This is a genomic window from Mycolicibacterium setense, assembly GCF_000805385.1.
GTDB classification, from domain to species: domain Bacteria; phylum Actinomycetota; class Actinomycetes; order Mycobacteriales; family Mycobacteriaceae; genus Mycobacterium; species Mycobacterium setense.
Genome location: NZ_JTJW01000009.1, coordinates 1 through 17,082 on the forward strand (window position 1 = coordinate 1; position 17,082 = coordinate 17,082).

The following is a 17,082-nucleotide window of genomic DNA, read 5'->3' on the forward strand; positions in this document are numbered from 1 at the left end:
AACTCTCCAAACAAAAACTTCCCAGTCCAAAAACCAGGCAGAATTCGAATCAGAAAAATCCGATCACAAACAAAAGACACCAACAAACTGGCATCAAAAAACAACAACCACACCCTAAACGGGAAAAAGAATGTGGCCAAAAAACAACAAACAAAAACCACCAAACACACTATTGAGTTCTCAAACAACAGACTTTACTTCTTTTGTCACCCTGTTTTGGGGCAACCCCACCAGCTTAATTACATCCTTGCCGGCAAGTCAAGTTGCTTCATTTTGGCTTATTTCATCCGGTCTGAGGCAACCTCGCCAGCTTAGTATGTGCTCCGCTGGCTTGTCAAGTCGCTCTGGTCCGGGGTGTTTCACCCGCTCCGCGGCGACTTCAAAAGATTAGCGCGGGCCAGCCTACAAGGTCAAATCGGCTGGTCAGCGCGGTTTTGTCGTATAGACCGACTCAAACGAGCTACCTAGGAGCCTACTCTTTCGATCTCGGCTCCGAGGCTCAACAGGTTTTCCACGAACAACGGGTATCCGCGATCGATGTGGAAAACGTCGTGGACCTCGGTTTCTCCGTCGGCGACCAAGCCGGCGAGTACCAAACCGGCACCGGCCCGAATATCCGAGGACCACACGGGGGCACTCGAAAGCTGCGGGATCCCCCGCACCACGGCATGGTGACCGTCCGTACGTGCGTCGGCGCCCAGCCGGATCATCTCCTCGACGAACCGGAACCGGGCTTCGAACACGTTCTCGGTGATCATCGAGGTGCCGTCGGCCACCGCTGCGAGGCCGATCGCCATCGGCTGCAGGTCAGTCGGGAACCCCGGGAACGGCAGCGTTGCCACGTTCACCGCTTTGGGACGCTCGTACTGAACCACCCGGAAGCCGTTGTCGTTCTGCGTCACGGTGGCGCCGGCATCATGCAGCTTGTGCAGCACCAGCTGCAGGTGCTGCGGGTCCACCCCCGTCACCGAGATGTCGCCACGCGTCATCGCAGCGGCAATCCCCCACGTGGCCGCCACGATCCGATCACCGATCACCCGGTGTTCCGTGGGATAGAGCCGCTCGACCCCGGTGATGGTCAGCGTCGACGTGCCCGCGCCGCTGACCTGGGCGCCCATCTGGTTGAGCATCGCGCAGATGTCGACGATGTCAGGCTCTCGGGCCGCGTTGTGGATGGTGGTGACACCCTCGGCCAGCACCGCCGCCATGAGGATGTTCTCGGTCGCCCCCACCGACGGGAACTCGAGTTGAATCTCGGCCCCCCGCAGATGATCGGCCTCCGCCACCACGCAACCGTGTTCGATATTGCAGGTCGCACCCAGTTGCCGTAGCCCAGCCTGGTGCATGTCCAGGGGCCGCGATCCGATCGCATCACCACCCGGCAGCGCCACCTTGGCCTTCTTGCAGCGACCCACCAATGGACCCAGCACACAGACCGACGCGCGGAACTGACGCACCGCGGCGAAATCGGCGTCGTACTTGGGCTCGTCGGGCGACGTGATGCGCACGGTGTCGCCGTCCAGCTCGACTGTGGCGCCCAACCCCCGCAGGACCTCGGCCATCAGCGGTACATCGAGGATGTCGGGGCAATTGGTGATGGTGCTGGTGCCCTCGGCCAGCAACGAGGCCGCCATCAGTTTCAGCACGCTGTTCTTCGCGCCACCGACAGCAACTTCGCCTGATAACCGGTTTCCTCCGGTCACCAAGAAACGCTCGCTCACGCCGGTTAGTGTAAACAGCCAGCCGTCGAGATTCCGCCTGCTCGGACAGATCCGGCGAGCCCCGCCGGCGGTGTCGTGGAGCCCGGTACGGTTCAGCTATGGCGGTTCATCTCACCCGTATCTATACCCGCACCGGCGACGACGGCACGACCGGCCTGAGTGATTTCAGCAGGGTTTCAAAGAATGATTCGAGGTTGGCGGCCTACGCCGACTGTGACGAAGCCAACGCCGCCATCGGCGTCGCGGTCGCCCTCGGTGCACCCGATCAGCAAATCCTGGCGGTGCTACGACAGATTCAGAACGATTTGTTCGACGCCGGCGCGGATCTGTCGACGCCGGTAGTGGAGAACCCTGAGCATCCCCCGCTACGCATCTCGCAGGCCTACATCGACCGGCTCGAAAAGTGGTGCGATGAGTTCAACGACGCGCTGCCCGCACTGAGTTCGTTCATCCTGCCCGGTGGCAGCCCCTTGTCCGCGCTGTTGCATGTCGCGCGGACCGTGGCCCGCCGCGCAGAACGCTCAGCCTGGATTGCGGTGCAGGAACACGGTGACTCGGTGAGCGTCCTGCCGGCGAAGTACCTCAACCGGCTGTCGGATCTGTTGTTCATCCTGTCGCGGGTGGCGAATCCGGAGGGCGATGTCCTCTGGAAGCCCGGCGGATGAGCCCGGCCTCTAGTAGTTGCGCCGCCGAGCCCGTGGGGATGGCCGCGATTCGAGCCAGGACGTGAACGCCGTCAGGGCGCCGCGGTCCAGGGCGATCTCATAGCCTTGCCGGCGTTCGGGGCCGTGGTCGCGCAGTTCGAGGATGACCGTGGCATCGGTCATGATGTCGAATTCGTCGCCGCGTGGGGCGCGACGCGATACCACTTCGAGCCCCCGTCGGCTCAATCGTCGGTCAGGCCACCACCGCATGCTCGACAGCCGGTAGAAACCCGCTTCCCCACCCCTGTAGCGCATGACACCGTGGCGCCAGCCTTGGCCGCCTGAAGCGGGAAAGTCACGCAGGATGGCAGCTGTTCCGCCCACCTGACGCAGCTTCCACAGCCGGTAGCTCAGGGCAGCGACGACCAGTAGCAGAACGCAGATGAGCGCGACCATGCCGATCATGGGCGCGCTCATCTGTCGTCTCTGTCGTCAGTCGATCTGGCCGAGAGCGCGCAGGCGCGCCCGACCCCATGCGGCTGTCTGCTCGTCGTCGGACTCCGCGTCCTGCTTGGCAGAGTCTGCGTCGATCTCGGATTCGAACTGAGCGTTCTCCACCAAGATGCGGACCGTCTCCTCGGTGACCGAAAGGAAGCCGCCGTCGATGGCGATACGCAGGTCGTCCTCGCCCTCACGCTCGACCCGCACCATCGCGTCGTCGACGAGCTGCGCCACCAACGGAATGTGCCGCGGCAGGATGCCGATCTCACCAGCGGTGGTCCGGGTGAAGACGAACGTGGCGTTGCCGGACCAGAGCTCACGCTCGACGGCAACGATCTCGACGTTCAAATCAGCCATGTCACACCACCTCTCGCCGAAGGACTACCGTCACAGCTTCGCGCCGAGGCTCTCGGCCTTCTTCGCCAGGTCGTCCAGACCACCAATGAGGAAGAACGCCTGCTCGGGCAGGTGATCGAATTCGCCCTTGGCCAGCTTGTCGAAGGCCTCGATGGTCTCCTTGAGCGGCACGGTCGAACCCGGCTGGCCGGTGAACTGCTCGGCGGCCATCATGTTCTGGCTCAGGAAGCGCTCGATCTTACGGGCGCGGTACACCAGAACCTTGTCCTCTTCCGACAGCTCGTCGATACCGAGGATGGCGATGATGTCCTGAAGATCCTTGTAGCGCTGCAGGATCCGGATGACTTCCTGGGCGACGCGGTAGTGCTCGTCGCCGACCACGCTGGGGTGCAGGATCGTCGAGGACGAAGCCAGCGGGTCCACCGCGGGGAAGATGCCCTTGGAGAACACCGCACGCGAAAGCTCGGTGGTGGCATCCAGGTGAGCGAACGTGGTGGCCGGTGCCGGGTCGGTGTAGTCGTCGGCGGGCACGTACACGGCCTGCATCGAGGTGATCGAGCGACCACGGGTCGAGGTGATGCGCTCCTGCAGCTCACCCATCTCGTCGGCCAGCGTCGGCTGGTAACCCACGGCCGAAGGCATACGACCCAGCAGGGTCGAGACCTCGGAACCGGCCTGGGTGAACCGGAAGATGTTGTCGATGAAGAGCAGCACGTCCTGGTTCTGCTCGTCGCGGAAGTACTCGGCCATGGTCAGGGCCGACAGGGCGACGCGCATACGGGTGCCTGGCGGCTCGTCCATCTGGCCGAACACCAATGCGGTGTCCTTGAGCACGTTGGCATCGGCGAGCTCGACCCAGAGGTCGTTGCCTTCACGGGTGCGCTCACCCACGCCGGCGAACACGGAGGTACCACCGAAGTTACGGGCGATACGGTTGATCATCTCCTGGATCAGAACCGTCTTACCCACACCGGCACCACCGAACAGGGCGATCTTGCCACCACGCACGTACGGCGTGAGCAGGTCGACGACCTTCAGACCGGTCTCCAGCATCTCGGTGCGGGGCTCCAGGTCGGCGAAGGCCGGCGGCTTGCGGTGGATCGACCAGTGATCGAAGTCCTTGCCGTAGCCGGGATCGTCGAGGCAGTCGCCCAGGGCGTTGAACACGTGGCCCTTGACGCCGTCACCGACCGGAACCGAGATCGAGGCGCCGGTGTCGCGGACGTCGGTGCCACGCACCAGGCCGTCGGTGGGCTGCATGGAGATGCAGCGCACCAGGTTGTCGCCGAGGTGCTGGGCAACCTCGAGCGTCAGGGTCTTGGCGAGCGCGCCATAGGTGATGTCGGCGTGCAGCGCGTTGAACAGCTCGGGCACGGCACCGCGCGGGAACTCGATATCCACCACCGGGCCGGTGATGCGGACTACGCGGCCCGCGGTCTTTTCTGCAGTAGCAGTCATTCTCTCTTCGCTTTCCTACGAGGCTTTCGTCTTTGGTCCGGCTAGCGCGCGTCGGCCAGCGCGTTCGCGCCGCCCACGATCTCGCTGATTTCCTGGGTGATCTGCGCCTGACGTTCGCGGTTGGCCGCGAGCGTCAGTGCCTTGATCAGATCGTCGGCGTTGTCGGTGGCCGACTTCATGGCGCGCCGGCGCGAAGCCGACTCCGAGGCCGCGGCCTCCAGCAGCGCCGCGTACACGCGGGTGGCGATATAGCGCGGCAACAACGCATCGAACAGGTTCTCGGCGTTCGGTTCGAACGAATACAGCGTGTGCGGGCCGGTTTCGGCCTCGCCGACGTATTCGACGACCATCGGCGCGACCCGCAGCGCCACCGCGGTCTGCGACAGCATCGACCGGAACTCGGTGGACACGATGTGGAGTTCGTCGACGCCCAGGATGCCGTCGGCGCCGGCGTCGTCGCCTTCGTCGTCAGCGCCGGACATGAACGCCTCCACCAGGGTGTCGGCGATCTCCTTGGCATTCTCGTAGGTGGGCCGCTCGGAGAACCCGGTCCACGACTCGGTCACCGGGCGCTGCCGGAAGCTGTAGTAGCCCAGAGCTTTCCGGCCGACCACATAGAGCACCGGGTCCTTGCCCTCATCCCGCAGCAGCGAGAACAGTTCCTCGGCCCGACGCAGCACGTTGGCGTTGTAACCGCCGCAGAGACCGCGGTCCGACGACACCACCAGCACGGCGGCCCGCTTCGGGTTCTGCCGTGCGACGAGCAGCGGGTGGTCCAGCGCACTGGCACCCGCAAGCTCGGTGAGCATGTTGGTGATCTCGGTGGAGTAGGGCCGGGCCGCGTCGACCCGGGCCTGCGCCTTGGCGATCCGCGACGTGGCGATCAGCTCCTGTGCCTTCGTGATCTTCTTGATCGACGAGGCGGATTTGATGCGTCCGCGTAGTTCGCGAAGTGTGGCTGCCATTGGTTACCTAGGCCTTCTTGGGAGCAGGCTTGCGGACCTTGACCGATTCCTTCTCCAGGTCCTCGGGGTCCAACGCGTCAGTGCCGGCCTCCTTGACAACCACGGAGCTGCCGTCGGTGGCGGCAAAGCCCTTCTTGAACTCGTTGATGACCGAGACCAGCTTCTCCTCGGCCTCCTCAGAGAGCTTCTTGGTCTCCTTGATCCCGGTCAGGATGTCGGAGTGGCTGGCCTTCACGTGCTCCAGCAGCTCGGCGGAGAAGCGCGAAACATCCTCGGCGGGAACGGAATCCAGGTGACCCTGGGTGCCGAGGAAGATCTCGATGACCTGGTCCTCGACCGACAGCGGGCTGTACTGGGGCTGCTTGAGCAGCTCGACCAGGCGCACACCGCGGTCCAGCTGGGCCTTGGAGGCCGCGTCCAGATCGGAGGCGAAGGCCGCGAAGGCCTCCAGCTCGCGGTACTGCGACAGGTCCAGACGCAGCGAACCCGCGACCTCTTTCATGGCCTTGATCTGCGCGGCGCCACCGACACGGGACACCGACACACCGACGTTCACGGCCGGGCGCACGCCCTGGTTGAACAGATCGGACTCCAGGAAGCACTGCCCGTCGGTGATCGAGATGACGTTGGTCGGGATGTAGGCCGAGATGTCGTTGGCCTTGGTCTCGATGATCGGCAGGCCGGTCATCGAACCACCGCCCAGCTCGTCGGACAGCTTGGCGCAACGCTCCAGCAGACGCGAGTGCAGGTAGAAGACGTCACCGGGGTACGCCTCGCGGCCCGGCGGACGACGCAGCAGCAGCGAGATGGCGCGGTAGGCCTCGGCCTGCTTGGTCAGGTCGTCGAAGACGATCAGCACGTGCTTGCCGTCGTACATCCAGTGCTGGCCGATGGCCGAGCCGGTGTACGGAGCCAGCCACTTGAAGCCGGCCGGATCGGAGGCGGGGGCCGCGACGATGGTGGTGTACTCCATCGCGCCGCCCTCTTCCAGCGCGCGCTTCACGCTGGCGATGGTGGTGCCCTTCTGGCCGATGGCGACGTACACGCAGCGCACCTGCTGCTTCGGGTCGCCGGTCTCCCAGGCCTCACGCTGGTTGAGGATGGTGTCGACGCAGACCGCGGTCTTGCCGGTCTTGCGGTCACCGATGATCAGCTGACGCTGGCCACGGCCGATCGGGGTCATGGCGTCGATCGCCTTGATACCGGTCTGCAGGGGCTCGCCGACGCCCTGGCGCTGAACCACCGAGGGGGCCTGCAGCTCGAGTGCGCGCCGCTCCTCGGCGGCGATGTCGCCCTGGCCGTCGATCGGCTGCCCGAGCGGGTTGACCACGCGACCGAGGAAGGCGTCGCCGACCGGCACCGAGAGCACCTCGCCGGTGCGCTTGACCTGCTGGCCCTCTTCGATCTTCTCGAACTCACCCAGGATCACGGCGCCGACGCTGTGCTCGTCGAGGTTGAGTGCCACGCCCAACACACCGCCCGGGAACTCAAGGAGCTCCTGGGTCATGACCGAGGGCAGGCCCTCGACGTGAGCGATGCCGTCACCGGCGTCGATGACGGTGCCGATCTCTTCACGCTCGGTGTCGGCGGAAAACGAGGATACGTAGTCCTCGATGGCACCTTCGATATCAGCAGCCGAGATTGTCAACTCTGCCATGGTTTTTCGTCTTCCTACCTTGTTCTTGGGTGGTTCTTGGTTCGGTTTAGTCCGGCAGCTGGGTGGCCGCGGCGGCCAGTCGGGACGAGATCGAGCCGTCGATCACTTCGTCACCGACGGTGATCGACAGACCACCGAGCAGTTCCGGGTCGACGTGCAACTGCACCGACACCGGGTGGCCGTAGATGCTGGTGAGCACCTCCGACAACCGGCTGCGCTGGGCATCGGTCAGGTCAGCCGCGGCGGTCACGTGAGCGACCACCTCGCCACGGCGGGACACCGCGAGCTCGGCGAGGTCGATGACTGCCTCATCGGCGCGCTCGCCGCGCAGCAGTCCCACGGTCTGGGTCAGCAGCGCAGCTGCCGTCCCGTTCGCCGCCGCGCTGCCGGCAAGAACCTTGTTCAGCAAGGCAACCCGGCCGTCGATCGGAGCGGTGTAGTCACTGAGAAGGGCCGAGAGCCTGGGCTCGGCGTCGAGCAGGCGGCCGAACCGGAACAGCTGGTCCTCCACCTCGTCGACCTCACCGGCGGTCTCGGCGCGCTTGAGCAGCGCCAGACGTGCGGTGTGTTCAATCGCGTCGACCAGGTTCGACTCGGTCGACCAACGCTGCGAAACGGCGGTCCGCAGCAAGTCCAGTGCGGTATCGCCGACCTTGCCGGACAGCAGACGGTCGAGGAGTGCCACCTTGGCGGACGCATCGTCGCTCGGCTGCGCCAGATGCCTCACCAGTACCGACTCGGACAGCAGCAGCTTGGCCACCGAGGTCAGCTCGTCGGCCAGGGTGGTCAGGCCGTCGGCGTCCAGACCGCTTGCGACGGAATCGAACTTGTCGACCATGACCGCCAGCGACTCGCGGCTCGCTGCTCGCAGCTTCGCCGTCGCGGCGGTGTCGATGACCACGGACGAGGGGGCCATCTGCTCGAGCTCGGCGAGGAACCGGTCGACGGTGGCCGCCTGCGCGGCCGGGTCGGCGACATGTGCCCGTACCAGAGCGTCGGCCTTGGCCACCGACTCCGATCCGAGGCCGGTCCGCAGCTGGCGGATGAGCTGCTGGCGCATCAGCTGAATCTGCTGAGCGCCCTGCGCCTTGATCCGCTCGGCCTCCGTACCGGCCTGCTCGGCCAGCTGAGCGGTGATCCGCTCGGAGTCCTGCGAGGCCTCCTGGGTCACCTTGGCCGCTTCGGCCTTGGCGTCAGCGAGTGCCTTGGCGTGCATCTCATCGGCCTTGGCGAGCTTCTTCGCCGCATCGGCGCTCTCGGCGAGGGCGACCCGCACGGCTTCCTGCTGCTTCTGCATCAGGCTCCGTACCGGCGGCACCACCCACTTGATGATGATGTAGGCGATGACGGCAAAGCCGATCAGCTGCCCGATAAATATCGACATCTACTGCGTCCCACCTGATTTCACGTCGACGCCCAAAATTCGGTTGGCCAGGGTCTGCGAAAGTCCGTCCACCGACGACTCCAGACCCGACCGCACCTCGGCACCCTGGGCAGCAAGCTGCTCATCGGCCTGGCGCACATTGTCGGCCACCTCGGTGCCGGCTTCGGCGCGCTTGGCATCGACCACCTCGCGACCCGCTGCGCGGGCCTCGTCACGGATGGCCGACGCCTGGGTACGCGCCCCGGCCATCGCCTCGTTGTAGTCGGCCTGTGCCGCGGCCACCTGCTCGGCAGACTTCCGATTGTCAGCGGCGGTCTTCGCCAGCATCGCTTCGCGCTCTGCCAGCACCTTGCCGACCGGTGGCACAACCCATTTCGCGATCACGGCAAGCGTGATCAGGAAAATGATCAGCACGGCGAAGAAGGTGCCGTTGGGGACCAGGAAGTTGCTCTGGCCCCCACCGCCTTCCTCCGCCGCTGCCTGGCTCGCAGCCAGGATCGTTGCGCTCAGTTCACCCATGCTGATGGACTACTGCAGGCCCGGGGTGGCGAAGACGAACAGCGCCATGAAGGCCAGGTTGATGAAGTACGCGGCCTCCACCAGACCGACGGTGATGAAGAACGGGGTGAACAGCCGGCCCTGGGCCTCGGGCTGCCGGGCGATGCCCGAGATCAGCGCGTTACCCGCGATACCGTCACCGATACCGGCGCCGATGGCGCCGCCACCCATGATCAGACCGCCACCGATCAGCGCGCCGGCCGTGATGAGGGCGTTAGCGTCGAGTTCCATTCCTTTTATCCTCCTTGATAACTGGTGGCTGTGCCGCCAGAGGTTCGTGTGCTGCAGTTGTAGGGACTAGTGCGGATCAGTGTGCGTTTTCACCTTCGTGCTCCAGCTCCATCGACTGGCTGAAGTACAGGATCGTCAGCAGCGAGAAGATGAAGGCCTGGATGAGGCCGACGAACAGGTCGAAGGTCTTCCAGATCGCGTTGGGCGCCCACTGGATGTACCAGGGGAACATCGCGATCAGAGCGACGAGGATGCCGCCGGCGAAGATGTTGCCGAAAAGACGGAGGGCCAGCGAGATCGGCTTGGCGAGTTCCTCGACGATGTTGATCGGCATCAGCGCGGTGACGTGCCCCTTGAGCACCTGCTTCGGGTGGCCGAGGATGCCGCGGCGCCAGATGCCGGCCGCGTGGTAGCAGATGAACACGAACAGGGCCAGAGCCAGCACGAAGTTGATGTCGGAGGCCGGCGGCTTGTACCACTCCGCGGCCGCCCCGTCGGCCCCGCCGTACTGCAGCGGAAGAACCGCAAGCCAGTTGGAGATCAGGATGAACGAGAACAGCGCGACCGCCAGGGGCAGCACGAACGGCGCGACCTTCATACCGATCGAACTCTCGATCTGGCCGCGCATCTGGATGGTCAGTGCCTCCCAGAACAGCTGGACACCGCCCGGGACGCCGGTCGAGGTGACCTTGGCCCGCAGGACGAATGCCAGCGCGATCACGATCACCGCGGTGACCGCGGTGGCCAGGATGGTGTCACCGTTGAACGTCATCCCGAACAGCTCGAACACCATCGTGTGGTGGCCGACGTGGATGGCGGCGCCACCCTCTTCGGCAGCGAGCACGGTCGTCGTCTGAGTCATATAGGTCAGCTCAACCCTTCGATTCCGTATCCAAGACATCCAGGCCGTTCGAGCGGATTTTCCGCAGCACGGGGATGCTGGTGCTCATCACCAGCAGAGCCTGGAAAATCGCCAGCCCGAACAGCACCGCGATGCCGCCCGAGGTTTTGAAGACAAATGCGATGCCGAGTGCGATCGCGGTGATGATCAGCAACCGCGACGCGGAGTTCACGGCCATCTTCTTCTTGAGCGGGTGATCTTCGGCCGTGATCGATTCGATGGCCCGGCGCACCAGCAAGGCGTTGAGCCAGCCGAGGCCCAGCCCCACACCGAAGAAGACGCCGAAGAAAATGTGTCCGGTGAAACCGGCGGCCACCACGGCCAGCGCGGTCAGTACAACGCAGACGATCAGCAGACGCAGCGGCCGGAAGGCCACCGACGGGAACACCAACGGCGCGTCTTGCGCTGGCGTCGTCACTGCTTCACCCCAATCCCGCTGTCACGAAAAACTGCACCCACGGAGATGCCATCGGTTGCTATCCCCTGGCAAAAGCCTGTGCATTCCCGCCGAGAATATCGGAGGGCTGCGGGCGGGCTCGAATCACCCACGGGGTAGCTCCCTTTGTCGGTCGTGGATCGGCACCTGACGGTTCGTCGAACCGTAGGGCCGGGCCGGCAACCCGCGAGGTTTTTCGGGTTCTGGCAGCACCCTAACACATGGTAGGCACCCCTAAACGTGGCCTACTACTTTTCGTCGTACTTCGCTCCGCGTTGGTCCCGCGCTAGTCCTCGGTCCCTTCGTTCCCGCGTTGCAACAACGGAATGAGCGTCACCACGATCGCCACCAGAATGGCCGCCGCGACGACCGCTCCGGTGTAGCGGGGATCGAAGAAAATCGTCGCTGCCGCGCCGAACGCGATGATGCCCACCCACAGGTAGATCAGCAGCACGGCACGGCGGTGCGAGTGCCCGATCTGCAGCAACCTGTGATGCAGATGCATCTTGTCGGGGCTCAGCGGACTGCGGCCGGCGCGGGTGCGCCGCACGATGGCCAGCAACGTATCCAGTGCGGGCACCAGCATCACGGCGATCACCAGGAGGAACGGCGACATCAGCGCGAAAACGTCGCGGGCGCCGTACGCGTTCTGCGAGATCGGCCCGGCGGCCGTCGTCGACGCCGCGCCCAGCATCAGGCCGATCAGCATGGAGCCGGAATCACCCATGAAGATCTTGGCCTTGTGGAAGTTGTGCGGCAGGAAACCCAGGCACGCGCCCGCCAGCACCACCGAGATCACCGCCGGCGGGTAGAACAAGACGTCGCCGCCGTGATCGCGCAGCAGCCCCACCGAGAACACACAGATGGCCAGTGCGGTGATGAGTCCGAGCCCTGCGGCCAGGCCGTCGAGGCCGTCGACGAAGTTCATCGCGTTGATGATCGACACCGTCAGTGCCAGTGTCAGCAGGATCGAGGACACCTGGTCGAGCACGATGGTGCCCACTCCCCCGAACGGGATGTAGAGCACGCTCCACGCCACACCCATCGTCACCAGCACGCTGGCCGCGGTGATCTGCCCGGCGAACTTCGTCAGCGCATCAAGGCCCCAGCGGTCGTCGATCAGCCCGATGGCCATGATCAGGCCACCGGCCACCACCACCGCAGGCATACCGGTGGAGTAGACGAATCCCCGAGTCAGTGCCGGCAGCTGGGAGGCCAGCAGCACCGCGGCGGCCACCCCGATGTACATGGCCAGTCCGCCCATCCGGGGAATGGGGTGCACGTGGACATCCCGTTCGCGCGGGTAGGCGACGGCGCCGAGCCGGATCGCCACGACGCGCACCCAGCCGGTGGCGAAGTAGGTGATGATGGCGGCGGTCAGTCCGACGAGAGCCAGCTCTCGCAGCGGTACACCGGCGCCCCGGTCGGACAGCGCAAGCAGGCCGGTATTGACTGCGGGGATCACTGCGTCACCGGCCGACATCACCGATGAACCGTACTGCAGCAAGCTGAGATCACTCCGTAGGTGTTGTTGTGAGCGTGGATGTTTCCACGCCGACGACCCTAGCGATGTCCGCGGCGCTGATCGGGCCGGTCCGCAGGATGCGTGGCTGGTCGCCGGTGAGGTCGACGATGGTGGACGCGGCCTGTTGTGCGGCGGGTCCACCATCGAGATAGACCTCGACCTTGTCGCCGAGTTGCTCGTGTGCCTGCGCTGCGGTCACCGCGGCGGGGCTGCCCGAGACGTTGGCGCTGGACTGTGCCATGGGACCCACCTCCCGCAGCAACTCGATGGCCACGGGATGCAGCGGCATCCGGAGCATGACGCTGCCGTTGGCGTCCCCGAGATCCCACTGCAGTGACGGCGCCTGCGTAACCACGAGACTCAGCGCACCGGGCCAGAATGCGCGGATCAGTTCGCGGGCGGCCGCAGGCACCGAATAGACCAGTCCGTCGATGGTGTTCCACGAACCGACGAACACCCCGACCGGCATGTTGCGGCCCCGGCCCTTGGCGGCCAGCAGCGCACCTACCGCCTCGGAGTCGAACGCGTCGGCACCGATGCCATAGACGGTGTCGGTCGGCATCACCACGAGGCGGCCACCCTTGACAGCGCTGATCGCTGACGCGATACCGGTCGCACGCTGATCGGCGTCGGTGCAATCGAAGATGGTCATGTCGGCTCCCCGGTCGGTGCGCGCATCAACTCAGCTTCTCCCAATCCGGGTCGCCGCCACAAAGCGGGGTCGCCCTGCGAGGTCACGGCGCGCGGTGACCTCGGTGAAATGCCCGTCGCTGGTGAAGGCCTCGACCGACAGCCCGGACGTGGTGTCGTCGTGCTCGACGGCGCACGTCGCACCATCGCGCAACCAGCGGGCGGCCAACGCGACGATCGGCCGGATCACCGACATCCCGTCGGCGCCCCCGAACAACGCGGCTGCGGGATCATGTTGGGCCACTTCGGGTTCCAGTTCCGCGGCCTCGGGGATGTAGGGCGGGTTGGAAACCAGTAGGTCCACCCCGGCATCGAGTTCGGGCAGCAGGCCGGGCGCGGTGACGTCGGCGTCCAGTACTTCGACACGGGTCCCCGCCGCGTTGCGCCGGGCAAAGTCCAGGGCGGTGGGCGAATTCTCGACGGCGAGTACCCGGGCATCGGGCCAGTTGGCGGCCAGCCCCAACGCCAGCGCGCCCGACCCCGTGCACAGGTCGACGATCACCGGATTGTCCGGAAGTTCTCGCGCACAGGCCCATTCGAGCAGCGCCTCGGTCTCCGGCCGCGGAATGAACACGCCGGGGCCGACCTCGAGCGTCAACGGGCCGAATGGTGCGGTGCCGAGAAGGTGTTGCAGGGGAATCCGGCGGGAACGGGCGGCGACGAGATCGTCGAAGGCCTGCTCGAACCGCTCACCTGGATCGTCGAGAAACATCAACCGGCCGCGCTCGACTCCGGCGGCATGCGCGGCCAGTAGTTCGGCGTCGATCCGAGGGGAGGCGACGCCGGCGGCGGCCAGGCGGGCCGTTGCGGCCGCGATCGCCTGCCGCAGCGGTGTAATGCCTCGGCCGGCGGGCTGTGTCGTGCCTCGGCCGGCGGGCTGGGTCACGACTCCTGCTGCAGCCGGGCCTGCTTGTCGGCGGCGGCCAACGCGTCGAGCAGCGCGTCCATATCGCCGTCGAGCACCTGGTCGAGGTTGTGCGCCTTGAAGTTGATGCGGTGATCCGCGATCCGGTTCTCGGGGAAGTTGTAGGTGCGGATCCGTTCGCTGCGGTCCACCGTGCGAATCTGGCTGGCGCGGTCGGCCGACGCGTCGGCCGATGCCTGCTCTTCGGCCAGCGCCTGCAACCGAGCCGCGAGCACCACCATGGCCCGGGCCTTGTTCTGCAGCTGGGACCGCTCGTTCTGGCAGGTGACGACGATGCCGGTGGGCAGGTGGGTGATGCGGACCGCGGAGTCGGTGGTGTTCACGCCCTGTCCGCCCTTGCCCGAGGAGCGGTAGACGTCGATGCGCAGATCGGACTCGTCGATCTGGACCTGCTCGACGTCTTCCGGCTCGGGATAGACGAGTACGCCTGCGGCCGACGTGTGCACGCGGCCCTGCGACTCGGTGACGGGCACCCGCTGGACGCGGTGGACACCGCCCTCGAACTTCATCCGCGCCCACACCCCGTCGGCGGAATCGCCCTTGCTGGCGATGGTGATGGTGGCGTCCTTGTAACCGCCGAGGTCAGACCATGTCTCGTCGAGCACGGTGACGGTCCAGCCGTGGCGCTCGGCGTACCGGATGTACATGCGGGCCAGGTCGGCGGCGAACAGTGCCGACTCCTCCCCGCCTTCCCCGGACTTGACCTCCAGCACGATGTCGTCGGCATCGTGCGGGTCGCGGGGGGCGAGCTGATCGGTCAGCTGGGCGTCGAGTTCGGCGACCTTGGCGGTCAGCTCCTCCACCTCGTCGGCGAAGCTGGAATCGTCGGCCGCGAGCTCGCGGGCCGCTTCCAGGTCGCCGCGGGCGGCCTCCAGCTTGCGGTAGGTGCCGACGACGGGTGAGATCTGGGCGAAGCGCCGGCCTACCTTGCGGGCGGCTCCGGCATCGGCGTGCAGGTTCGGGTCGGCGAGCTGGCGCTCCAGGTCGGCATGCTCGGCCAGTAATGCCTCGATCGCCGGTGCTGTATCAGTGCCGGTCACTGTTCGCTCCTTCCCGAAATCCGCCGTGAAACGAGAACAGCGCCCGGATCTGACGCGAATGCGACAGATCGGGCGCTGTTGACGTAGCTACTTGTCGGCTGCGGCAGCCTGATCACCAGCAGGCTTGCGCTTGCCGTACCGCTTCTCGAAGCGGGCCACGCGGCCGCCGCTGTCGAGGATCTTCTGCTTGCCGGTGTAGAACGGGTGGCACTGCGAGCAGACCTCGACCACGATCTGGCCGGTCTGCTTGGTGCTACGGGTGCTGAAGGTATTGCCGCAACCACAGTGGACCGTGGTCTCGACATACTCAGGATGAATGCCTGTTTTCATGGGTTCCTCTTCAATCGTTGGCCCGGGTCGCCCGCAGATCATTTCGAGCGCATGCGCTCCTCACGTACGCGGACGTGAACCGGGACCGAGGGTCGGCGGTCCATTATGCCAGGTCAACCGCCAACTTCCTAAACGCGGGATGACCGGGGCCTATTCCCCGGCCGGTCACAGGGGCAGCCCGGTCAGATTTGCGTGTAGACCGTGCCGTCCCGCTTCCACAGCACCCGGCCTGCCGGATCGGCGCCGAGGGCCACCAGCTCGCGCTTGAGGATCTTGTTGGTCGCGGTACTGGGCAGATCGTCGGCGATCCAGACGTAGCGTGGCCAGGCCTTGGGTGAAAGGTCCGGTTGAGCGGCGAGGAATCGGCTGAGACCGTCCGGCGTGAGCCGCTGACCGTCGCGCAGGACGATGGCCGCCATCACCTGGTCGCCGACGAACTCGTCGGGCACCGGGTAGACGGCCACGCGGCTGATCACCGGCTGGCGTAACAGGATGCGCTCGATGGGGGCGGCGGTGATGTTCTCGCCGTCCACCCGCATCCAGTCCGCGGTGCGGCCGGCCAGGTAGATCCAACCGTCGGCGTCGCGGTAGGCCAGGTCACCCGACCAGTACATGCCGTGCCGAAGCCGTTCATCGGTCGCACCCTGATCGTTGTGATAGCCGCGGAACATCCCGCTGCCATCGGTGTTGACCAGCTCTCCGATGGCGGCGTCCGCGTTGACCAGGGCACCGGTGTCGTCGAATTGTGCGACAGCGCATTCTTCAACGGTCTCCGGGTCGTAGATGGCGACGCCAGGGAAACCCTTGCCGACGCTGCCGGCCGGGGTCCCCTCGGAGCGGGTGATGATGATCGCCAGTTCGGTCGAGCCGAAGCCGTCCCACACACTGCAGCCGAACCGGCGGCTGAATTCGTCGATGTCGCGGTCTGCGGCCTCGTTGCCGAACGCCACCCGCAGCGGGTTGTCATGGTCGTCGGGTTGCTCGGCGGTCGCCAAGATGTAGGCCAGGGGCTTGCCGACGTAGTTCATGTACGTCGCGCGGTAGCGGCGGATGTCCGACAGGAACCGCGATGCGGAGAACTGCGCCGGCGCCATGGCCGCGCCCGAACTGAGGGCAACGCCCCACCCGGCGTACACGCCGTTCGAGTGGAACAGCGGCATGGCCAGGTAACAGGTGTCCGCCTCGGTCAACTCATAGCGCTGCACCAGCGCGGCGGCCGAGAACAGCACGATCGAATGCGCCACCTCGACAGCCTTGGGTTCGCCGCTGGTGCCGGAGGTGAAGATCATCATGAAGGTGTCGTCGGGCCCGACCTCGCGGTGCGCCACGAGTTCCCGCGGTGACCAGACGGCCTCCGAGACGTCGATGACGGTGACGCCGGGCAGCTCGACGCCGTCGAGCAGGCCACGATGCTGCTCATCGACCAGGACCACCTGGCATTCCACCCGGGCGATGTCGCGGGCCAGCGCAGGGCCTCGACGGGTGTTGTTGATGCCGCACAGCACATAGCCGCCGAGCGCTGCGGCAGCCAGCGCGGTCAGCATGTCGGGGGTGTTGCCCAGCAGCGTGCCGACGTGCAGCGGACGTTGCGGGTCGGCCATTCCGATCAGCGTGGCGGCCTGGGCCTGCGCCTCGGCGATGTGTTCACGCCAGGTCCAGGTCCGATCGCCATACTTGACGGCGATCGCGTCGCTCCCTTCGCGCTCCCGGAGCAACTGCTGCAGCGTTTCGGCCATCCGATGATCCCCAAGGTTAGTGA

General features: G+C 65.7%; 19 protein-coding genes. 2 read left to right on the forward strand and 17 right to left on the reverse strand.

Annotated features, from left to right (window positions below):
* Positions 1-315 (forward strand): hypothetical protein (locus tag QQ25_RS31405; protein WP_234711960.1); only part of this gene is annotated, 315 nt, incomplete at its 5' end.
* A 149-nt stretch (positions 316-464) separates the two neighbouring features.
* Here QQ25_RS31405 and murA read toward each other — a convergent pair.
* Positions 465-1,721 carry a UDP-N-acetylglucosamine 1-carboxyvinyltransferase gene (gene murA, locus QQ25_RS22615; protein WP_039323346.1) on the reverse strand — a complete coding sequence of 419 codons (1,257 nt, stop codon included), beginning with the start codon at positions 1,719-1,721 and terminating at the stop codon, positions 465-467.
* A gap of 98 nt (positions 1,722-1,819) precedes the next feature.
* Between murA and QQ25_RS22620 the strand changes: the two genes are divergently transcribed.
* The gene (locus QQ25_RS22620; protein WP_039381232.1) at positions 1,820-2,386 is read left to right on the forward strand and encodes a cob(I)yrinic acid a,c-diamide adenosyltransferase; all 567 of its coding nucleotides are present in this window, start codon (positions 1,820-1,822) and stop codon (positions 2,384-2,386) included.
* A gap of 9 nt (positions 2,387-2,395) precedes the next feature.
* Here the strand turns inward: QQ25_RS22620 and QQ25_RS22625 are convergent, their stop codons facing one another.
* From QQ25_RS22625 to fadD1, 16 genes are all read right to left on the reverse strand, one after another.
* Positions 2,396-2,842 carry a DUF2550 domain-containing protein gene (locus QQ25_RS22625; protein ID WP_039323352.1) on the reverse strand — a complete coding sequence of 149 codons (447 nt, stop codon included), beginning with the start codon at positions 2,840-2,842 and terminating at the stop codon, positions 2,396-2,398.
* Positions 2,843-2,857: 15 nt separating this feature from the next.
* Complete coding sequence (locus QQ25_RS22630; RefSeq protein ID WP_039323355.1) at positions 2,858-3,223, reverse strand: F0F1 ATP synthase subunit epsilon; 366 nt, start codon at positions 3,221-3,223, stop codon at positions 2,858-2,860.
* A 30-nt stretch (positions 3,224-3,253) separates the two neighbouring features.
* Complete coding sequence (gene atpD / locus QQ25_RS22635) at positions 3,254-4,681, reverse strand: F0F1 ATP synthase subunit beta (protein ID WP_039323358.1); 1,428 nt, start codon at positions 4,679-4,681, stop codon at positions 3,254-3,256.
* Positions 4,682-4,722: 41 nt separating this feature from the next.
* Positions 4,723-5,646 carry a F0F1 ATP synthase subunit gamma gene (locus tag QQ25_RS22640; RefSeq protein ID WP_039323361.1) on the reverse strand — a complete coding sequence of 308 codons (924 nt, stop codon included), beginning with the start codon at positions 5,644-5,646 and terminating at the stop codon, positions 4,723-4,725.
* Positions 5,647-5,653: 7 nt separating this feature from the next.
* Positions 5,654-7,303, reverse strand: coding sequence for a F0F1 ATP synthase subunit alpha (gene atpA, locus QQ25_RS22645; protein WP_039323364.1), 1,650 nt, complete (start codon positions 7,301-7,303; stop codon positions 5,654-5,656).
* Positions 7,304-7,349: 46 nt separating this feature from the next.
* Positions 7,350-8,687, reverse strand: a complete 1,338-nt coding sequence (locus QQ25_RS22650) for a F0F1 ATP synthase subunit B/delta (protein ID WP_039381233.1) — start codon at positions 8,685-8,687, stop codon at positions 7,350-7,352.
* Positions 8,688-9,206 carry a F0F1 ATP synthase subunit B gene (locus tag QQ25_RS22655; RefSeq protein WP_039323370.1) on the reverse strand — a complete coding sequence of 173 codons (519 nt, stop codon included), beginning with the start codon at positions 9,204-9,206 and terminating at the stop codon, positions 8,688-8,690.
* Between the two features lie 9 nt (positions 9,207-9,215).
* Complete coding sequence (locus QQ25_RS22660; RefSeq protein ID WP_039323374.1) at positions 9,216-9,476, reverse strand: F0F1 ATP synthase subunit C; 261 nt, start codon at positions 9,474-9,476, stop codon at positions 9,216-9,218.
* A gap of 76 nt (positions 9,477-9,552) precedes the next feature.
* On the reverse strand, positions 9,553-10,338 hold the full coding sequence (gene atpB, locus QQ25_RS22665; RefSeq protein WP_039323378.1) for a F0F1 ATP synthase subunit A: 786 nt from the start codon (positions 10,336-10,338) through the stop codon (positions 9,553-9,555).
* Positions 10,339-10,348: 10 nt separating this feature from the next.
* Positions 10,349-10,795: an ATP synthase subunit I gene (locus QQ25_RS22670; RefSeq protein WP_039381235.1), complete on the reverse strand. Its 447-nt coding sequence runs from the start codon at positions 10,793-10,795 to the stop codon at positions 10,349-10,351.
* A 304-nt stretch (positions 10,796-11,099) separates the two neighbouring features.
* Positions 11,100-12,320: a glycosyltransferase family 4 protein gene (locus QQ25_RS22675; RefSeq protein ID WP_039323384.1), complete on the reverse strand. Its 1,221-nt coding sequence runs from the start codon at positions 12,318-12,320 to the stop codon at positions 11,100-11,102.
* A gap of 7 nt (positions 12,321-12,327) precedes the next feature.
* The gene (locus tag QQ25_RS22680; protein ID WP_039381238.1) at positions 12,328-12,990 is read right to left on the reverse strand and encodes an L-threonylcarbamoyladenylate synthase; all 663 of its coding nucleotides are present in this window, start codon (positions 12,988-12,990) and stop codon (positions 12,328-12,330) included.
* Positions 12,991-13,020: 30 nt separating this feature from the next.
* Positions 13,021-13,866: a peptide chain release factor N(5)-glutamine methyltransferase gene (gene prmC, locus QQ25_RS22685; protein WP_039381669.1), complete on the reverse strand. Its 846-nt coding sequence runs from the start codon at positions 13,864-13,866 to the stop codon at positions 13,021-13,023.
* 44 nt (positions 13,867-13,910) lie between these two features.
* Positions 13,911-14,993 (reverse strand): peptide chain release factor 1, encoded by a 1,083-nt coding sequence (gene prfA, locus QQ25_RS22690; RefSeq protein WP_039381243.1) that lies wholly within the window; start codon positions 14,991-14,993, stop codon positions 13,911-13,913.
* An 87-nt stretch (positions 14,994-15,080) separates the two neighbouring features.
* Positions 15,081-15,323 carry a 50S ribosomal protein L31 gene (gene rpmE / locus QQ25_RS22695; protein ID WP_039323392.1) on the reverse strand — a complete coding sequence of 81 codons (243 nt, stop codon included), beginning with the start codon at positions 15,321-15,323 and terminating at the stop codon, positions 15,081-15,083.
* 182 nt (positions 15,324-15,505) lie between these two features.
* Complete coding sequence (gene fadD1, locus QQ25_RS22700) at positions 15,506-17,059, reverse strand: fatty-acid--CoA ligase FadD1 (protein ID WP_039323395.1); 1,554 nt, start codon at positions 17,057-17,059, stop codon at positions 15,506-15,508.
* Positions 17,060-17,082: the final 23 nt, after the last annotated feature.

Coding starts and splice junctions, on each gene's coding strand:
- QQ25_RS22620 (WP_039381232.1), top strand. CDS start 1,820: ATGGCGGTTCATCTCACCCGTATCTATACCCGCACCGGCGACGACGGC.
- QQ25_RS22625 (WP_039323352.1), bottom strand. CDS start 2,842: ATGAGCGCGCCCATGATCGGCATGGTCGCGCTCATCTGCGTTCTGCTA.
- QQ25_RS22630 (WP_039323355.1), bottom strand. CDS start 3,223: ATGGCTGATTTGAACGTCGAGATCGTTGCCGTCGAGCGTGAGCTCTGG.
- atpD (WP_039323358.1), bottom strand. CDS start 4,681: ATGACTGCTACTGCAGAAAAGACCGCGGGCCGCGTAGTCCGCATCACC.
- QQ25_RS22640 (WP_039323361.1), bottom strand. CDS start 5,646: ATGGCAGCCACACTTCGCGAACTACGCGGACGCATCAAATCCGCCTCG.
- atpA (WP_039323364.1), bottom strand. CDS start 7,303: ATGGCAGAGTTGACAATCTCGGCTGCTGATATCGAAGGTGCCATCGAG.
- QQ25_RS22650 (WP_039381233.1), bottom strand. CDS start 8,687: ATGTCGATATTTATCGGGCAGCTGATCGGCTTTGCCGTCATCGCCTAC.
- QQ25_RS22655 (WP_039323370.1), bottom strand. CDS start 9,206: ATGGGTGAACTGAGCGCAACGATCCTGGCTGCGAGCCAGGCAGCGGCG.
- QQ25_RS22660 (WP_039323374.1), bottom strand. CDS start 9,476: ATGGAACTCGACGCTAACGCCCTCATCACGGCCGGCGCGCTGATCGGT.
- atpB (WP_039323378.1), bottom strand. CDS start 10,338: ATGACTCAGACGACGACCGTGCTCGCTGCCGAAGAGGGTGGCGCCGCC.
- QQ25_RS22680 (WP_039381238.1), bottom strand. CDS start 12,990: ATGACCATCTTCGATTGCACCGACGCCGATCAGCGTGCGACCGGTATC.
- rpmE (WP_039323392.1), bottom strand. CDS start 15,323: ATGAAAACAGGCATTCATCCTGAGTATGTCGAGACCACGGTCCACTGT.
- fadD1 (WP_039323395.1), bottom strand. CDS start 17,059: ATGGCCGAAACGCTGCAGCAGTTGCTCCGGGAGCGCGAAGGGAGCGAC.